The sequence below is a fragment of the Pseudomonas sp. GYB4201 genome (assembly GCF_056312595.1).
This window is the reverse complement of the sequence record NZ_JBWGIG010000041.1, coordinates 39718-56671: the sequence shown is the minus strand read 5'-3', so window position 1 is coordinate 56671 and position 16954 is coordinate 39718. Positions and strand designations below refer to the sequence as shown.

The window sequence follows — 16954 nt, the reverse complement described above, 5'->3', positions numbered from 1 at the left end:
CAAGCGGACGACGGCCCGGAATAGAAGCGCCTCCGGTTCCGTCTTCCTCGGCTCCGCCTCGGACCGCTTGCTCGACGCCTCCAGTCGGCCCTGGCGCTTTACGGGGCACACAATCAAGATCAAAGGCCGCACGGGATCAAGATCAAAAGCAGTTGGCGGCGTGGCGCCGCTAACGCGTACCCAACATCCGCAGCCACCTCCCCGGCGCCACCCCATACGCCTGCTTGAACAACCGGCTCATATGCGCCTGGTCATGAAACCCCGCCACCACCGCCGCCTCCACCAGCGAACACCCCGCCAGCATCGCCCGCCGCACACCCTCCAGCCGCCGCTGCACGCTGTAACGGTAAGGACTGGTGCCAAACAACGCACGAAAATCCCGCGACAGGCCCCAGCGATCACGCCCGCTGGCCTGCTCAAGGTCGGCCAGGCTGATGGCCTCGCCCAAGGTGGAATGGATGAACTGTCGGGCACGCTCCGCCGCGACGTAATCCAGAGCGCCACGCGGGCGCTTCTGCCCGGCGGCAGCTGCCAGGGCCTGAGCCACGTCGAACAGGGCGTCGTCCTCGGCCAGCGGGTCGATGGCGCTGTGCATGTCGCCCAGCAGCACCTGGGTGGCCGCGAACAGCCGTGGGTCATTGCTCAGGCCGCCCTCGATGAAGGGCAGCGGCTGGCCGCCCAGCACCTGCTGGATCAACGCCGGCTCCAGGTAGATCATGCGGTACTGGAACCCCGCTTCGGTGCCGGCCTGGCCGTCGTGCACCTCGTCCGGGTGCAACACCAGGGTGCCACCCGGCAGGCTGTGGCGCAGGGCGCGGCGGTAGTTGAAGCTCTGCACCCCGGCCAGGGTGCGGCCGATGGCGTAGGTGTCGTGGCGGTGCGGGGTGAAGCCGTGGCCGGCGAAGCGCGCTTCCAGGCGCTCGAAACGCGTGGGGTGCGCGGCAGGCAGTACCCAGTCGGTGGTGGTCATGCTCAGCTTCCTGCGGGTGATTCGCAACACTGCACGATCATACAAGACCCTGCCTGATGCCGCCCGCTAAGGTTCGCCCATCCACCACCAGAGCGAATCCAAGCATGCCAGCATCCATCAATTTCCAGCAGAAGTTCAGCCTGTTCAGCGAGCAGTGGCAGCCCAAGGTCATTGCCGAGATGAACGACTACCAGTTCAAGATCGCCCGCCTGCACGGCGAATTCGTGTGGCACAGCCACGCCGACACCGATGAGACGTTCATCGTGGTCGAGGGCTGCCTGCGTATCGAACTGCGCGACGGCGCGGTCACCGTCAATGCCGGGGAGATGTACGTGGTGCCCAAGGGCGTGGAGCACAAACCCTGCGCCGTGGACGAGGTAAAGCTGCTGCTGATCGAGCCGCGCGGCGTGCTCAACACCGGCGACCAGGGCGGCGACCGCACGGCCAGCAACGACGTGTGGGTGTAGCCCCGTAGCAGCTGCCGCAGGCTGCGTCCGCCGGCACCACGTTCCCCCGGGCGAGCGCGGTGGGGCGGGACGCGGCCTGCGGCAGCTGCTACGAGGTTAAATTGTGATATTGAGATATATGAATATCTAGTTTACCCTGTCGCCACTTTATCGCTGAACCACAGGCTCCCCCCTTGAAAGACTCCGCGCTGTTCCGCCCCGCCACCCTCGGCCCGTTCACCCTGAAAAACAGCATCGTGCTGCCACCCCTGACACGTTCGCGCAGCAGCCAGCCGGGCAACGTCGCCAACGCGCTGATGGCCACCTATTATCGCCAGCGCAGCAGCGCCGGGTTCATGGTCACCGAAGGCACGCAGATCGAGCCCCGTGGCCAGGGCTACGCCTGGACGCCGGGCATTCACAGCGCCGAGCAGGTCGCCGGCTGGCGCCTGGTGACCGAGGCCGTGCACGCCGAAGGCGGGGTGATTTTCGCCCAGCTGTGGCACGTGGGCCGGGTGTCGCACACCTCGCTGCAACCCAATGGCGACGCGCCGGTGGCGCCGTCGGCCATTGCCGCGACAGGCGTCAGCGTGTTCGTGGAAACCGGCCCGGGCACCTGCGCCCTGTGTCCACCCTCGACGCCGCGGGCCCTGAGCCGCGAGGAAATTGCCGAGCTGGTGCAGCTGTACGCCAGCGCCGCGCGCAATGCCCTGGACGCCGGCTTCGACGGCGTGGAGATTCACTGCGCCAACGGCTACCTGATCAACCAGTTCATCTCCGCTCACAGCAACCAGCGCGATGACGAATACGGCGGCAGCCTGGCCAACCGCCTGCGTTTCCTGCGCGAAGTCACCCAGGCCGTGGCCGCGGTGGTGGGCAAGGAGCGCCTGGGCGTGCGCTTCTCGCCGCTGTTCGAAAGCACCGACGAGGCGCGGGTGTACCTGGGGCTGGTGGAAGACGACCCGCGTGCCACCTACCTGCAGGCCATCCAGGTGTTGGAAGACATCGGCATCGCCTACCTGTCGCTTGCCGAGGCCGACTGGGACAACGCCCCGGAGGTGCCGACGGACTTCCGCCAGGTGGTGCGCGACACCTTCAGCGGCGCCATCATCTACGCCGGCAAGTACACCGCCGAGCGCGGCAACCGCGTGCTGGACGCAGGCCTGGCGGACCTGATCGCCTTCGGCCGGCCCTTCATCGCCAACCCCGACCTGCCGCGCCGCCTGGCCCACGGCCTGGCGCTGAACCCGCTGGATGCGGCGAGCATGTACGGTGGCACCGCACGCGGCTATATAGACTACCCGGTCCATAGCGAGTAAACCCCTGACGCGCCAGGCACAAGTGTCGTAAAATCACGGGATTACCCGACTGTGTGATTTATGAGCATCGATATCAACGAAGCCCTCAAGGCGCTCGACAACCCGACCCGCCTGGCGATTCTTGGCTGGCTGAAAGAGCCGAGCAAGCATTTCCCCGAACAACAGGTGAACCCCGACGAGGTGGGCGTGTGCGTGAGCATCATCCAGGCGCGCGCCAACCTTTCGCAGTCCACCGTGTCGCTGTACCTGGCGGCGCTGCAGCGCGCGCAGCTGGTGACCTCGCAACGCATCGGGCCGTGGACCTACTACAAGCGCCACGAACAGAACATCGAGGCGTTCCAGCAGGCGCTGCGGGCGTTGATCTGAATGGACGCGGCCGTCGTGTAGCAGCGGCCGCAGGCCGCGTCCCCAACCATCACCGCACCCGATACACCTTCACCAGCACCGCCTCCCTCGCCGGCTTGAGGCTGGTCAGGCTGCCCACGTACACCGCCTGGTTCAGCCAGCCATACGGCCCGTCCGGCGCCTGGATATTCACCGTCGAATACGCATAGCGCCCGGCGCCACTGCCATGCACCAGCACCTGGTTGCGCACGGTCAGCACCGCGCCGTCGTCGGTCTGCATCTCATACAGCGCGTCCAGCTGCTTGACGCCGTCGGCACGCAGCAGCTGGCGGTCGGCGCCGCCGGCCAGGATCCTGCCCTTGAGCCCCGCGCCATGGAACTCCCCACCGGTGATCGGCACCCGGAAGCGTTCGCCCAACGGGCCCTTGCCCAGGGTTTCGCCCGGGGCGATGTCGATGACGGCCTCGTACACCGGTTCCAACACCGGCGCGGTGTCGGCGGCGTGGGCCAGGGTAACGGGCAGCAGCAGGCTGAAAGCGAGTAATAGCGGGTGACGGCGCATGAGGGCATCCTTTCGAGTTGTTGTAGGGAAGCGGCTTGACCAGCAAAGTAGTTAATAGTATTAACCATATTGCTCATTCCACCACAACAACAAAAAGGATTTGCTCGTGAAACGACCTTTTGCCCCGACCCTGCTGAGCCTGTGCGTGGTGGCTGGTGCCGCCCTGGCCGACGACGATGCCCAGCGCTGCGCGGCGCTCACCAGCAGCAGCGCCGACGTCACCCTCAGCCTGCACCAGTGGCTGCCCGCCGGCCAGCTACCCCAGGCCAACCCCGGCCGCGCGGCGCTGACCGGCGCCGCCCTGAGCAAGGCCGCGATGCCGGCCCACTGCCTGGTGCAAGGCGTGATCGGCGCCCGCACCGGTGCCGACGGCCAGGCCTACGGCAGCCACTTCGAACTGCGCCTGCCCAGCCCGTGGAACGGCCGCTTCCTGTTCCAGGGCGGCGGCGGCATGGACGGCGTGGTCGGCCAGGCCCTGGGCGCCATTCCGTTCCGCGGCGCCAGCGCCCTGCCCGCCCTGGACCGCGGCTACGCGGTGGTCAGCACCGACTCGGGGCACAGCGGCAAGGACAACAGCGACTCGCGCTTCGGCGTCGACCAGCAGGCGCGCCTGGACTACGCCTACGCGGCCATCGGCAGCGTCACCGCCCAGGCCAAGGCGCTGATCCTCGCCTACTACGGCAAGGCCCCGGCGCACAGCGTGTTCATGGGCTGCTCCAACGGTGGCCGCGCGGCGCTGGTGGCCGCCCAGCGCTTCCCCACCCAGTTCGACGGCATCATCGCCGGCAACCCCGGCCTGCGCCTGAGCCGCGCCGCCGTGGCCCAGGCCTGGGACACCCAGGCCTTCAGCCGCGCGGCGCCGCGCACCGCCGACGGCCAGCCGATCCTGGCCCAGGCCCTGACCCAGGCCGACCAGGACCTGCTGGCCAAGGCCGTGCTGGACCGTTGCGACGCCCTGGACGGGCTCAAGGACGGCAGCATCGACGCCATGAGCCACTGCCAGTTCGACCCCGCCGTGCTCACCTGCAAGGCCGGCCAGGCCAGCGGCTGCCTCAGCCAGGCCAAGGTCGAGGCCTTGCACGCGGTGTTCAACGGCGCCCACGACAGCCACGGCCAGGCGCTGTACAGCGACTGGCCGTGGGACGCCGGCATCGCCTCCGACGGCTGGCGCGTGTGGAAACTGGGGCAGTCCACCACCGGCAAGGCCGACGCCCGCAACGCCACCCTCACCCCCGGCTCGCTGGGGCTGTACTTCATGACCCCGGCGCAGGCCAACCTCGACCTGGCCCACTTCAATTTCGACCAGGCGGTCGCAACCACGGCGCAGACGGCGGCGATCAACGACGCGGTGGCCACCCAGTACTCCAGCTTCACCCAACGCGGCGGCAAGCTGCTGGTGGTGCAGGGCAACAGCGACCCGGTGTTCTCCGCCAACGACCTGCGCCGCTACTGGGCGCGCTTGACCAGCGACAACGGCGGCCGCCAGCAGGCCGAGCAATGGGCGCGGCTGTTCGTGGTGCCCGGCATGACCCACTGCGGCGACGGCCCGGCGCTGGATGACTTCGACCCGCTCACCGCCATGGAAACCTGGCAGGACAAGCAGCAGCCACCGGCGCAACTGCTGGCCCGCGGCAGCGCGTTCCCCGGGCGCACGCGGCCGTTGTGCGCCTACCCGCAGGAGGCGCATTACCAGGGCCAGGGGGATGTGTTTGCTTGCCAGGAGCCTTGATTGAGTGGGACGCGGCCGTTGGCCGCTGCTACAGGGACGTAGCAGCGGCCAAAGGCCGCGTCAGGGCTCAAAACAACTTGATCGGATACCCCACCGTGAACCGCGTCTCATCCAGGCTGCTCTGGAACGTCGACCGCAGGCTGTACAGGCTCAACGACAGGCTCAAATCCTTCCACTGCCCCGACTGAATCACGTAGCGCACGTTGAAATCGCGCTCCCACTCATGCCCGTCCACCGCATTGCTGCGCTGCACGCCCCAGCCGTGCACGTACTTGGCCCCGGCCACCAGCCCCGGCACGCCGCTGGCGGCGAAGTCGTAGTCATAGCGCAGCTGCCAGGAGCGCTCGTGGGCGTAGCCGAAGATGTTGTTGACGTGGTTGGTCATCACCGTGGGGCTGTCCTGCAGGCCCACGAAGTCGTCCTTGCCGAACATTTTCTGCAGCCCCAGCAGGAAACTGTGGCCGCTCTGCCGCCAGCTAAGCCCGGCGTAGGCAGCGCGGTTGTCGAGGTCGCCAGCCTTGGCCGCGCCCTGCTCGGTGCTCACGTACAGGCCGGTATCCAGGCGCAGAATACCGGTGCCCATGGGCTGGTCGTAGGTGAAGCGGTAGAGGTCCTGGGCGTAGATATCCTTCAGCTCGGCATGCCAGTAGGCTAGCTGCAGGCGGCCGTCCACCAGGCGAAATTCACCGCCCAGGTAATCAAAGTAATCACCGTCGATGCTGCTGCCGTGCATGTGCAGCTTTTCCTGGTTGGTGGAATCGCGGTTGCTGAAACTGTCCAGCCGGCCGCCGTACAGCGTCGCCCATTTCACCGGGTCGGACACCAGGGTGGCGCCCACGTAGGTCTGCGGCAGCAGCCGCGCGTCGTTAGTGCGCACCACCGGCAAGCTGGGCATTTGCTCGCCCACCTTGACCAGGGTGTTGAAGCCCTTGAACTTCAGCGCCCCACCCAGCCGCCCGTACTCGCCGGGGGCACCGCTGGCGGTCTTGGGCAGCAGCCCGGAACCGGCGGTGCCGGGGCCGCTGTCCAGGCGTACCCCCCACTTGCCGATCACCTCGACGCCAACCCCGACCACGCCGGGGGTAAACCCTGACGTGCCCTGCAGGATAAAACCCTGGGCCCATTCCTGGCGCTTGTTCTGGGTGGCGTCGCTGTTCTTGAAATTGCCCTGGTAGAAGGCGTTGCGGGTGTTGAGGGTCGCGCTGGCGTCGTCGAAGAATCCTTCGGCCTGCACCCCGCTGGCCTGGGCCAGGCAGCCGACACTCAAGGTGACGGCCAGGGTGCAGGCGCGACGCGGCCTGCGCGGCATGAAAGGCTGTGCCATGGGCAATCTGACTCCGTTTATTGTTTTTGTCGGAACACGTGCCGATATCCTTCGGCACACCCGGAGTATGACCAACCGGATAATATTATTAACCATTAAGAACATTAACTGTTCGATCATCGCCCGCTATGTGTTCGGCGCCTGCGAACCGGGCTGGTACACTGCCTCTTCGTTTTTGCCCAAGGACCGCCATGATCCACATCCACCCCATGACCGACGCCGATTTCGACGCGTTCTGGCCCACCTTCCAGGCCGTGGTCGCCGCCCAGGAGACCTACGCCTACGACCCCGCGGTAACCGCCGAGCAAGCCCGCCAGCTGTGGCTGGGCCTGCCGCTGCACACCCTGGTGGCCGAGGAAGACGGCGTGCTGCTGGGCAGCTACTACCTCAAGGCCAACGCCGCCGGGCCCGGCAGCCACGTGTGCAACTGCGGCTACATGGTCACCGAGGCCGCCCGCGGCCGTGGCGTGGCGCGCTTGATGTGCGAGCACTCCCAGCGCCTGGCCCGCGACAGCGGCTTCCTGGCCATGCAGTTCAACTCGGTGGTGGCCAGCAACGAAGTGGCCGTGGCGCTGTGGACCAAGCTGGGCTTCGACACCGTGGGGCGCCTGCCCAAGGCCTACCGTCATGCCCGCCTGGGGCTGGTGGATTGCCTGGTGATGTACAAGTGGCTCGAGCCACAAAACCCGCAGGCCATGCTGATTGGCCGCAAGAACATCGAATCGGTGGTGTCGCGCCCGCGTCGCAAGCCTTCGGCCCGGTAAAAAACCACAAATTTGATAATCCACGGCATTGATGCCACTCTCGGGTTATCCGGTTTTTTCCATCATCGTCATCCGGTTCAAAGAGGAGGCTTTCTTCTGTCGTGCAGCAGTTCCGGCCCGTGCCAGGCCGGATTCACAACGTTTGAATGAAGCCAGCCGCGGGTTGGCTCCATTGCTCTCAAGGAATGTGCAATGACTCAACAACGACACGTAATCAATGCATCCGTCAGCCCCAAAGGCAGCCTGGAGACCCTGTCGCAACGCGAAGTGCAGCAACTGAGCGAAGCCGGTTCCGGCAGCATCTATACCCTGTTCCGCCAGTGCGCCCTGGCCATCCTCAACACCGGCGCGCATATCGACAACGCCAAGACCATCCTGGACGCCTACCAGGACTTCGAAGTGCGCATTCACCAACAGGATCGTGGTGTGCGCCTGGAGTTGCTCAACGCCCCCGCCGACGCCTTCGTCGACGGCGAGATGATCGCCAGCACCCGGGAAATGCTGTTCAGCGCCCTGCGCGACATCGTCTACACCGAGAACGAGCTGGACAGCACGCGCATCGACCTGAGCACCTCCCAGGGCATCACCGACTACGTCTTCCACCTGCTGCGCAACGCCCGCACCCTGCGTGCCGGTGTCGAACCGAAGATGGTGGTGTGCTGGGGCGGCCACTCCATCAACAGCGACGAATACAAGTACACCAAGAAGGTCGGCCACGAGCTGGGCCTGCGCAAGCTGGACGTCTGCACCGGCTGCGGCCCGGGCGTGATGAAGGGCCCGATGAAGGGCGCCACCATCGCCCACGCCAAGCAGCGCATGAGCGGCGGCCGCTACCTGGGCCTCACCGAGCCGGGCATCATCGCCGCCGAGGCGCCGAACCCCATCGTCAACGAGCTGGTGATCCTGCCCGACATCGAGAAGCGCCTCGAAGCCTTCGTGCGCGTGGGCCACGGCATCATCATCTTCCCTGGCGGCGCCGGCACGGCCGAGGAGTTCCTGTACCTGCTGGGCATCCTCATGCACCCGGACAACGCCGGCCTGCCCTTCCCCGTGGTGCTCACCGGGCCGAAAAGCGCGGCGCCGTACCTGGAGCAACTGCACGCCTTCGTCGGCGCCACCCTGGGCGAGGCCGCCCAGCGCCACTACCAGATCATCATCGACGACCCGGCCGAAGTGGCGCGGCAGATGACCCAGGGCCTCAAGGACGTGAAACTGTTCCGCCGCGAGCGCAACGATGCCTTCCACTTCAACTGGCTGCTGAAGATCGAGGAAGGCTTCCAGCGCCCCTTCGACCCTACCCACGCGAACATGGCCAGCCTGCAGTTGAGCCGCGCGTTGCCGCCCCACGAACTGGCGGCCAACCTGCGCCGGGCGTTCTCCGGCATCGTCGCCGGCAACGTCAAGGACAAGGGTATCCGCCTGATCGAGCAGCATGGCCCGTACGAGATCCACGGTGACCCGGCCATCATGCAGCCGCTGGACAAGCTGCTGAACGCCTTCGTCGAACAGCACCGCATGAAACTGCCTGGCGGCGCGGCGTACGTGCCGTGCTACCGGGTGGTGCAGTAAGCCCCGGACGCGGCCTGCGGCCGCTGCTACGCCCTGTAGCAGCGGCCGTCAGGCCGCGTCACCCACCACCATCAATTCCATCGATAACCACCATCGCACGCTTCGTCTTCCGCCTTTCCCCCAGCGGCGTAACATCCCCTGCATACACCACGTATCGGGAGGAACCGCCCCATGCTTATCCATCTGCTCACCTGCCTGGCCTTGACCGCCGTCACCCTGCACCTGTTCGTCCTCCCGGCCGTGGACATGGCGCGCGCCGCTGTCAGTAGCCAATAGCTATCAGCTTGTACATGCACAAACGTTCACTTGAGTTTCACCCGCCTGCGTTCGAAGCTCAGCCCAACGAATATCAACCACGTTGATGATTCCTACTGCCCCGGAGCCTGCCCCATGATCCGACCCGTGACCCTGAACGTCCGCTTCCCTCGTTTTGGCAAGAACTACTACGTGCAAGACGTGGTGTCGCTGAAAGCGCCGCTGCAACTGATCACCAACAACGGTTTCGACTCGGTGCTGATGCCCCAGGCCAGCCAGCACTTCAGCAACGAGGTGGTGGGCCTGAACGACCAGTTCCGCTTCCTCAACAACATCCTTGCCGCTCATCTGCTCGACGCGCCGCAGCCCCGTGGCAACGCCCGGTCTTGAGCCCTTGCCAGCATTTGTAGCATTCCAGATACCTTGATTAGCTTGCTATCTAACTAGTGGGTTCGCAGAATTGCGACTCTTTTCAACGAGTTAACGAAATGCGCATTCTTTCCGCCCTGGTACTTTCCCTGAGCCTCTGCAGCACCGCCGCCATGGCCAACGACGTCGTTGGCGCCGTAGTCGGTGCCGCCGGTGGCGCGGTCGTCGGCAATCAGGTTGGCGGCACCCAGGGCGCGGTCATCGGTGGTGTAGCCGGTGGCGTGCTGGGCGTGGCCGTTTCCAACCTGCTGGAGCATGATCACGGTGGCCACCACCACGATCACGGCGGCCCGGCCCCAGCGCCGATGCACGGCGGCCCAGGCCCAGGCCATGGCCCCGAGCACTTCCACCACGAAGGCGAAGGCGGCCCACGCCCTTGACGAAAAAACCCGGCGAATGCCGGGTTTTTTATAGCTGCGCGGTAGCTTTTGACGTGGCTTTTGATCTGGCTTTTGCTTTTGATCTCGTTTTTGACCTGGCTTTTGATCTGGCTTTTGATCTTGGCCCCGTTAAGCGCCCGGGCCGACTGGAGGCGTTGATCAAGCGGGCCGAGGCGTAGCCGAGGGAGACGGAACCGGAGGCGCTTCTATTCCGGGCCGTCGTCCGCTTGAGCGACGCCGGAGGGAGGGGACCCGTAGCGCAGCGGAGGGCCCAAGCAGGGGCGAGCCCTTTTTGCTTCCTTTTTGGGGCGACTGCCAAAAAGGGAGTCGCCGTAAGGGCGAAACGGTCGGTAGTCGCGCCACGAAAATGGATATGTCCACGATTTGAAAAGCGCTTCGAAGACCCTGGACATATCCATTATTTAGGGTGATGCACAATCACCTTTCCGCCCTTACGGCGGCTCACTTTTTGACAAACGCCTCAAAAAGTAAGCAAAAAAGGCTTGCCCCTGCTTGGGCCCTCCGCTGCGCTACGGGTCCCCTCCTTCCGGCGCCGCTCAACGGGCAGACGGCACCCGCTATAGAAGCCTGCGGGTTACCGTCTCTTCGGCCTGCGGCCTCGGCCCTTCGGGCAGCCCGTTGATCGACGCCTCCAGTCAGCCCGGGCGCTTTACGGGGCATACAATCAAGATCAAAAACCAGATCAAGATCACAAGCCAGAGCAAAAGCCAGGGCAAAAGCCAAGGTCAGCCTGGCTGCTAGAGGCCTGTGGAACAAGAAAGCTCATACTGCATGGCAATCACGATCGTGCCCCCTCCCCATTCATCCGCCCACCCCCAAACGACCATTCCTGCGCCGCCGTAGTAGTGATCACCACCATCACGTCCTCAGGGTCCAGGTCCACCGCATGCTGTAAACGCCGCACCAACGTCTGGTAAAACGCCCGCCGCGTACCATCGCTGCGCGGCTTGCCGGCGGTGATGGCGATGAGCACGAAAGCATCGCTGCGCGGGCCGGCCAGGTAGTTGCGGTCAAACAGCAGCTCGCCCGGGGCGTGCTGGTGAATCAGCTGGAAGCGGTCGCTGGGCGGTACGTCGAAGGTGTCGACCATGGCCTGGTGGATGCCGGTGGACAAGGCCTGCAGGTACTCTGGGGAGCGGCCCTGCAGCAGGGAAATACGCACGAACGGCATGGCTGAAATCCTTGATGGGCGGTTGACGTCCAGCAGGCTAGCAAGGGACGATACTTCCGAATATCAGATAAATCGAAAGCATCAATCCACTTTTTCAGGATTATCAATATGCGCCTGCCCGCCTTCGACCTCGACGTACTCCGCACCTTCGTCACCGGTGTCGAACTGGATAGCTTCGCCAAGGCCGCCGAGCGCCTGGGCCGCTCTACCTCGGCGGTGAGCGCGCAATTGAAGAAGCTGGAGGAGCAAGTAGGCGCGCCGGTGCTGGCGCGCTCGGGGCGCGGGCTGGTGTTGACGCCGCTGGGGGAGTTGCTGCTCAGCCACGCGCGGCGGTTGCTGGCACTCAATGACGAGATCTTCGGCCACCTGCACGGCACCCAAGCCCATGGCACGCTGCGCCTGGGGGTGCAGGAGGACTTTGGCGAGCACCTGCTCAGCGAACTGCTGCAGCGCTTCGCCAGCGTCTACCCGCGCATCGACCTGGAGGTGCGGGTAGGCCGCAGCGCCGAACTGCTGCCGCTGATTGAAAGCGCGCGCCTGGACCTGGCGCTGACCTGGGACACCGGGGCCATGACACCGTGGGCGACGCGGCTGGGCGACACACCCATGCAATGGATCGGGCGCAGCGAGCAGGCGTTCATGGACGAGCCCTTGCCGCTGGTGCTGTTCGACGCCCCGTGCGTGCTGCGCAGTGCCGCCATTCAGGCGCTGGACGCCGCCGGCATTGCCTGGCGCATAGCGCTCACCAGCCCTAGCGTGGCGGGGTTGTGGGCAGCGGTGAGCGCCGGGCTGGGGGTGACGTTGCGCACCCGCGTGGGCCTGCCGGCGCAGCTGCGGGTGATGGCGGGCATGCCGGCGGTGCCGCGCCTCGGCTATGTGCTGCATCGCGCCCGCGAGCAAGGGGGTATGGCGGTGGATGACCTGGCGCGAATGACGGCGCAGGTGATGCACAACAGCTGAAGTCAGCGTTGTTGCGCAGGGCCAGCGCAGCCTTCGGCAGCGGCTACGGGGCGGTCGCGCAGCTGTTTTTCCAGGGTGGCGATGGGCGGCGCGTAGAGGAAGCCGAATGACACGCTGTTGTGCCGGCCCTTGACCTTGTGGTGCAGCAGGTGGGCCTGGTACAGGCGTTGCAAATACGGATGCCGCGGGCTGGGGCGCACCGGCCAGTGGCGGTGAACGATGCCGTCGTGGAAGAACACGTAGACCAACCCATACCCCGCCACCCCGGCGCCGATGCACTGCAGCGTGGCGCTGCCCAGCACCAGCAGGCTCACCGCGACCAGCGCCAGCACCAGCAGGAACAGGTCGTTGTGCTCCAGCGCGCCCAGCTGTGCCTCGTGATGGGAGCGGTGCAGCCACCAGCCAGGGCCGTGCATGATGTACTTGTGCGCCAGGGTGCCAACGGCCTCCATGGCGCACAGGGTACTGAGGAAGATGAGGAAGTGGGTGATCATGGGGTGGAAGAATACCTGTGCGCCAGGTAAATGTCCCGTGCGCGGCGCCCAGGACGCAGCCTTCGGCAGCTGCTACGCATGACCTGTAGCAGCGGCCGCAGGCCGCGTCAGACGCGCCACCCCAGCCCCAGCGCCTTGTGCAACGCCGCGAAGTCCTTGAGCAGTTGCGCATCGCCGCTGATGCGGTTCTGCTCGGCGTCGAAGCGGGTGCGCTCGGCGTCCAGCCAGTCCAGGGTGCTGGCGGTGCCGGCCTTGTAGCGCTCGCGGGTGAGGCTGGCGGCGCGGCCCGACGAGGCTTCGATATCGCGCAGCAGCACCACGTTCTGGCGCTGGTGGCCGTAGCGCGCCAGGGCGGTGTCGGCATCCTTAAGGGCTTGCAGCACCACGCTGCGGTAATGCGCCTGGGCTTCGTCGCGGCCGGCGGTGGCGCTGTCGACGCTGGCGGCCACGCGGCCGAAGTCCAGGGCGTTCCAGGTCAGGCGCGGCAGCAGCAGCCAGGTGCCGTTGTCCTTGCGCAACAGGTGCGAGGGTTCGGCCGCGCTGAAGCCCAGGTCGCCCATCAGCGACAGTTTGGGGAACCAGTCAGCCTTCTTCTCGCCGATCTGCGCGTTGGCCGAGGCCAGCTGCCGTTCTGCCGTGCGGATGTCCGGACGCGCCTTGAGCAGGGCCGCCGGATCCGCCACCGGCACCTGCGCCGGCACCTTGGGCAGGTCCTTGGGCTGGCCCAGCTGGGCGTCGAGCTGGCCCGGCTCCTGGCCACACAACACTGCCAGTTCGTCCAGCGACTCGACGATCTGCGCCTGCAACGGCAAGCGCTGGGCCTGGGTGGTCTGCAGCTGGGTGGTCACCTGCTCCAGCTGCAACTGCGAGGCCACGCCGCGGGCGCGGCGCTGCTGGGTGAGGTCGAGCACCTGGCTTTCCAGGTCGGCGGTGGCGTCCACCAGGGCCAGGCGCGCCTGGCGGTCGCGCAGGTCGACGTAGGCCTGCACCACTTCGGCGGCCAACTGCACCTGGGCGTCGGCGAGGTCGGCCATGGACGCGTCGGCGCTGGCCGACGCCGCCTCGATGGCGCGGCGGGTGCCGCCGAACAGGTCGACCTCCCAGCTGGCGTCGAAGTCGGCCAGGTAGAACTGCACCGGCCCACGGCCGCCGCCGCTGTCGCCACCGGTCAGCGACGACAGGTCCGGCGAGCGCATGCGCAGGCTGGTGGCGTTGGCGCTGAGCTTGGGCATGGCGTCGGCCTGCTGGCTGTGCAGCCCGGCACGCGATTCACGCAGGCGCGCCTCGGCCGAGGCGATATCAGGGCTGCCCTTCAGCGCGGCGTCCACCAGCGCGTCCAGCTGCGGGTCGCCCAGGCCGCGCCACCAGTCGGCGGCGGCAGGCATCGTGGCGGCACCGGCGTCGGCGTGGGGCAGCTTGCCGGCGGCCAGGGTCTTGTCGGCCACCGTGGGTGCGCCGTGGTAATCAGGGCCCACCGTGCAGCCGGCCAGCAGGGCCAGCGCCAGGGCGCCAATCAGGGTCTTGTCGAACTTGCCGCTGTCGCTCATGGATGGCTCGCCGGTTTTTTCAGAAGAAGCGCCAAAGGCACGCAGACCACCAGGGCAATGCCCAGCAGGTAGAAGCATTCGTTGAAGGTCATCACCGTGGCCTGGGTGGCGATGTTGCTGGCCAGCTGCGCCGAGGCCTTGAGCTGCGCCAGCGCCTGGTCACCGGTCTGCGCCAGGAAGGAGGCCGTCTGGCCGGCCATGTAGTCCTGGCCCTGGGTGCTGTTGGCGGTCAGCGACTCGCGGATAACGTCGTCGTGGTAGGTGTTGCGGCGGTCGATCATCACCCCCATCAGCGCCAGGCCGATGGAGCCCCCCAGGTTGCGCGACATGTTGTACAGCCCCGCCGCATCCCCTGCCTCGTGGGTGGCCACGGCCGCCATGGACGCCTGGTTCAGCGGCATCATCGCCAGAATCTGCGCGAAGCCGCGCAGCAGCTGCGAGCCGTAGAAGTCATGGCCCACGCTAAGCGCCGTAAGGCCCACGTCCATGGCGCAGCTGATGGCGAACATCACCAGGCCGATGCTCACCAGCCAGCGGCTGTCATAACGCTGCAGCAGCGCCGGCAACACCGGCATTAGCAGGAACGCCGGCAGCCCCGACAGCAGCATGATCGAACCCGCCTGCTGGGCGTTGTAGCCGGCCACGGTGCCCAGGAACTGCGGCAGCAGGTAGGAGATGCTGTAGATCGCCGCGCCCACCGTCGAAACGATGAGGATGACGCTGGCGTAGCGCGGGTTGCGCAGCAGATTCAAGCGCACGATGGGCTTGCTGGCCGTGACCTGCCCCACCGCCACCAGGCAGAAGCCCAGGAACGACAGCAGGCTCAGCCACACGATCATGTGCGACTCGAACCAGTGCTCGCGTTGGCCCTCCTCCAGCACCACGGTCAGGGTGCTCAGGCCCAGCGCCAGGCCGAGGATGCCGATCCAGTCAGCCTTGATGAATTGCTGCAGGTCGGCCTTTTCCGGGCGCAGGCCGCTCCACAGCAACGCCACCAGCGCCAGGCTGATGGGCAGGTTGAGGAAGAAGCACCAGCGCCAGCTGGCGTTTTCGGTCAGCCAGCCGCCCACCACCGGGCCCATCAGCGGCCCCAGCAGCACGGTCAGGCCGAAGATGGCCATGCCCGCCGACATCTGGTGCTTGGGCAGGCGGGTACGGATGATGGTCTGCGCCGTGGGGATCATCGCGCCGCCGGCAAAACCCTGGCCGATGCGCCCCAGCACCATGGCCAACAGGCTGGTGGACAGGCCGCAGTACATGGAAAACAGGGTGAAGATGATGGCGTTGCCCATCAGGAAGCGGCGCAGGCCGAACACCCGGGTGAGCCAGGCTGCGAGCGGGATCATGACGATCTCGGACATCAAGTAGCCGGTGGAAATCCACGTGCCTTCGGTGCCCGAGGCGCCGATCTGGCCCTGGATCTGCGGCAGCGCCGAGTTGGTGATCGAGATGTCCAGCGTCGCCAGCAGCGCGCCCAGGGAGCCGGCGGCCACGGCCACCCAGTCACTGAGCGAGGCGTTGGCCTCGCGCGGCGCCGCGGCCGGTGCAGCCAGTGCCTCAGCCATGGGTGCGCACGTCCACGTCGACAGTTACTGACAGGCCTGGCACCAGCACCTTGCGCACGTCATCGGGCACGTCCATCTGGATGCGCACCGGCACCCGCTGGACGATCTTGGTGAAGTTGCCGGTGGCGTTCTGCGACGGCAGCAGGGCGAACTGCGAGCCGGTGCCCGGCGACAGGCTGTCGATATGCCCGGCCAGGTCCTGGCCCGGCAGCGCGTCGACGTGCACGGTGACCTTTTGCCCGGGGCGCATGTCGCCGATCTGGGTTTCCTTGAAGTTGGCGGTCAGGTACAGCGCCTGCACCGGCACCACGGTCAGCAGCCGCGTGCCCGGCTGGGTGAACTGCCCGACCCGCACGCTGCGGTCGGCCACGCGCCCGGCCAGGGTGCTGACCACGGTGGTGTCGTCCAGGTCCAGCTGCGACTGGCGGGCGCTGGCCTGGGCCACCACCAGCTGCGCACGGGCCTGCTGCAGCTGCGCCTTGAGAATGCCGGTGCGCGTCTGCGCCGACTCCAGCGCTGCCTGGCGCGCGGCCTGGCTGGTGCTGGCCTGGGCCAGCTTGTTGGTCAGCTCGGCCAGGCGCTCTTCGGTCTCGGCGCCGGACTTGGCCAGCGGCGCGTAGCGGTTGACCTCGGCCCGGGCGTGCTGGGTGTCGGCGCCCGCCCCGGCCAGCTCGGCGCGGGCCTGGGCAATGCTGGCGTCCTGCTGCACCAGGTCGGCCTGGGCCTTGGCCACGTCGGCCTCGCGTGAAGCCACGGTGGCCAGCGCCTCGTCCAGGGCGGCCTGGTACTTGCGCGCGTCGAGGCGCACCAGCGGCTGGCCCACTTCGACGGTCTGGTTGTCGGCCACCAGTACCTCGGTCACGTAGCCGCCCACCTTGGGCGCCACGGTCATGCTGTCGGCCGCCAGGTAGGCGTCATCGGTGCTTTCGATGAAGCGCCCGTGCAGCCACCAATAGCCGCCCCACACCAGCGCGGCCAGCACAATCAGCAGCCCCAGGCCCAGCAGCACCTTGCGCGGGCCGGCGCGCTGGGGCTCCTTGGGGTCTTCGGCCACGGGGGAGAGTTGCTCTTGCGGACCGAGAGGGCGATCGACGGACATGCCAG

General features: G+C 66.7%; 18 protein-coding genes. 10 read left to right on the top strand and 8 right to left on the bottom strand.

Features of this window, described 5'->3' with window-relative positions; translation table 11 throughout:
- Nucleotides 1-169 precede the first annotated feature (169 nt).
- Nucleotides 170-970 carry an AraC family transcriptional regulator gene (locus tag AC0Z2B_RS27450; protein WP_476300835.1) on the bottom strand — a complete coding sequence of 267 codons (801 nt, stop codon included), beginning with the start codon at nucleotides 968-970 and terminating at the stop codon, nucleotides 170-172.
- Between the two features lie 104 nt (nucleotides 971-1074).
- Here AC0Z2B_RS27450 and AC0Z2B_RS27445 point away from each other — a divergent pair, with 104 nt between their 5' ends.
- The 3 genes from AC0Z2B_RS27445 (at nucleotide 1075) to AC0Z2B_RS27435 (ending at nucleotide 3101) form a co-directional block, all read left to right on the top strand.
- Complete coding sequence (locus AC0Z2B_RS27445; RefSeq protein ID WP_476300833.1) at nucleotides 1075-1437, top strand: cupin domain-containing protein; 363 nt, start codon at nucleotides 1075-1077, stop codon at nucleotides 1435-1437.
- A gap of 173 nt (nucleotides 1438-1610) precedes the next feature.
- Nucleotides 1611-2735, top strand: a complete 1125-nt coding sequence (locus AC0Z2B_RS27440) for an alkene reductase (protein ID WP_476300831.1) — start codon at nucleotides 1611-1613, stop codon at nucleotides 2733-2735.
- 60 nt (nucleotides 2736-2795) lie between these two features.
- On the top strand, nucleotides 2796-3101 hold the full coding sequence (locus AC0Z2B_RS27435) for an ArsR/SmtB family transcription factor (protein ID WP_416424907.1): 306 nt from the start codon (nucleotides 2796-2798) through the stop codon (nucleotides 3099-3101).
- 49 nt (nucleotides 3102-3150) lie between these two features.
- Here AC0Z2B_RS27435 and AC0Z2B_RS27430 read toward each other — a convergent pair whose 3' ends face one another.
- Entirely contained in the window at nucleotides 3151-3642 is a 492-nt protein-coding gene (locus AC0Z2B_RS27430) for a DUF3237 domain-containing protein (RefSeq protein WP_476300829.1), read from the bottom strand.
- Between the two features lie 106 nt (nucleotides 3643-3748).
- Here AC0Z2B_RS27430 and AC0Z2B_RS27425 point away from each other — a divergent pair, with 106 nt between their 5' ends.
- On the top strand, nucleotides 3749-5371 hold the full coding sequence (locus tag AC0Z2B_RS27425; protein ID WP_476300827.1) for a tannase/feruloyl esterase family alpha/beta hydrolase: 1623 nt from the start codon (nucleotides 3749-3751) through the stop codon (nucleotides 5369-5371).
- Between the two features lie 67 nt (nucleotides 5372-5438).
- Here the strand turns inward: AC0Z2B_RS27425 and AC0Z2B_RS27420 are convergent, their stop codons facing one another.
- Nucleotides 5439-6695, bottom strand: a complete 1257-nt coding sequence (locus AC0Z2B_RS27420) for an OprD family outer membrane porin (RefSeq protein ID WP_476300825.1) — start codon at nucleotides 6693-6695, stop codon at nucleotides 5439-5441.
- Nucleotides 6696-6886: 191 nt separating this feature from the next.
- Here AC0Z2B_RS27420 and AC0Z2B_RS27415 point away from each other — a divergent pair, with 191 nt between their 5' ends.
- The 5 genes from AC0Z2B_RS27415 (at nucleotide 6887) to AC0Z2B_RS27395 (ending at nucleotide 10271) form a co-directional block, all read left to right on the top strand.
- Nucleotides 6887-7459 (top strand): N-acetyltransferase family protein, encoded by a 573-nt coding sequence (locus AC0Z2B_RS27415; protein WP_476300823.1) that lies wholly within the window; start codon nucleotides 6887-6889, stop codon nucleotides 7457-7459.
- Between the two features lie 192 nt (nucleotides 7460-7651).
- Nucleotides 7652-9028: a nucleotide 5'-monophosphate nucleosidase PpnN gene (ppnN, locus tag AC0Z2B_RS27410; RefSeq protein WP_416424912.1), complete on the top strand. Its 1377-nt coding sequence runs from the start codon at nucleotides 7652-7654 to the stop codon at nucleotides 9026-9028.
- Nucleotides 9029-9418: 390 nt separating this feature from the next.
- Complete coding sequence (locus tag AC0Z2B_RS27405) at nucleotides 9419-9673, top strand: hypothetical protein (RefSeq protein ID WP_416424913.1); 255 nt, start codon at nucleotides 9419-9421, stop codon at nucleotides 9671-9673.
- A gap of 98 nt (nucleotides 9674-9771) precedes the next feature.
- Complete coding sequence (locus AC0Z2B_RS27400) at nucleotides 9772-10092, top strand: glycine zipper domain-containing protein (RefSeq protein WP_416424914.1); 321 nt, start codon at nucleotides 9772-9774, stop codon at nucleotides 10090-10092.
- On the top strand, nucleotides 10089-10271 hold the full coding sequence (locus AC0Z2B_RS27395) for a hypothetical protein (RefSeq protein ID WP_476300821.1): 183 nt from the start codon (nucleotides 10089-10091) through the stop codon (nucleotides 10269-10271). Before AC0Z2B_RS27400 ends, AC0Z2B_RS27395 begins: the two co-directional genes overlap by 4 nt.
- A gap of 620 nt (nucleotides 10272-10891) precedes the next feature.
- On the opposite strand, the gene AC0Z2B_RS27390 is transcribed toward AC0Z2B_RS27395, so the two are convergent.
- Nucleotides 10892-11284 carry a tautomerase family protein gene (locus tag AC0Z2B_RS27390; protein ID WP_476300819.1) on the bottom strand — a complete coding sequence of 131 codons (393 nt, stop codon included), beginning with the start codon at nucleotides 11282-11284 and terminating at the stop codon, nucleotides 10892-10894.
- Between the two features lie 108 nt (nucleotides 11285-11392).
- Between AC0Z2B_RS27390 and AC0Z2B_RS27385 the strand changes: the two genes are divergently transcribed.
- Entirely contained in the window at nucleotides 11393-12244 is an 852-nt protein-coding gene (locus tag AC0Z2B_RS27385) for a LysR substrate-binding domain-containing protein (protein ID WP_476300817.1), read from the top strand.
- Nucleotides 12245-12246: 2 nt separating this feature from the next.
- Here AC0Z2B_RS27385 and AC0Z2B_RS27380 read toward each other — a convergent pair whose 3' ends face one another.
- From AC0Z2B_RS27380 to AC0Z2B_RS27365, 4 genes are all read right to left on the bottom strand, one after another.
- The gene (locus AC0Z2B_RS27380; protein WP_476300815.1) at nucleotides 12247-12738 is read right to left on the bottom strand and encodes a sterol desaturase family protein; all 492 of its coding nucleotides are present in this window, start codon (nucleotides 12736-12738) and stop codon (nucleotides 12247-12249) included.
- 107 nt (nucleotides 12739-12845) lie between these two features.
- Nucleotides 12846-14285 carry an efflux transporter outer membrane subunit gene (locus tag AC0Z2B_RS27375; protein WP_416424917.1) on the bottom strand — a complete coding sequence of 480 codons (1440 nt, stop codon included), beginning with the start codon at nucleotides 14283-14285 and terminating at the stop codon, nucleotides 12846-12848.
- Nucleotides 14282-15850, bottom strand: a complete 1569-nt coding sequence (locus tag AC0Z2B_RS27370) for an MDR family MFS transporter (protein WP_476300813.1) — start codon at nucleotides 15848-15850, stop codon at nucleotides 14282-14284. Before AC0Z2B_RS27370 ends, AC0Z2B_RS27375 begins: the two co-directional genes overlap by 4 nt.
- Nucleotides 15843-16949: an HlyD family secretion protein gene (locus AC0Z2B_RS27365; RefSeq protein ID WP_476300811.1), complete on the bottom strand. Its 1107-nt coding sequence runs from the start codon at nucleotides 16947-16949 to the stop codon at nucleotides 15843-15845. Before AC0Z2B_RS27365 ends, AC0Z2B_RS27370 begins: the two co-directional genes overlap by 8 nt.
- Between the last annotated feature and the right edge of the window lie 5 nt (nucleotides 16950-16954).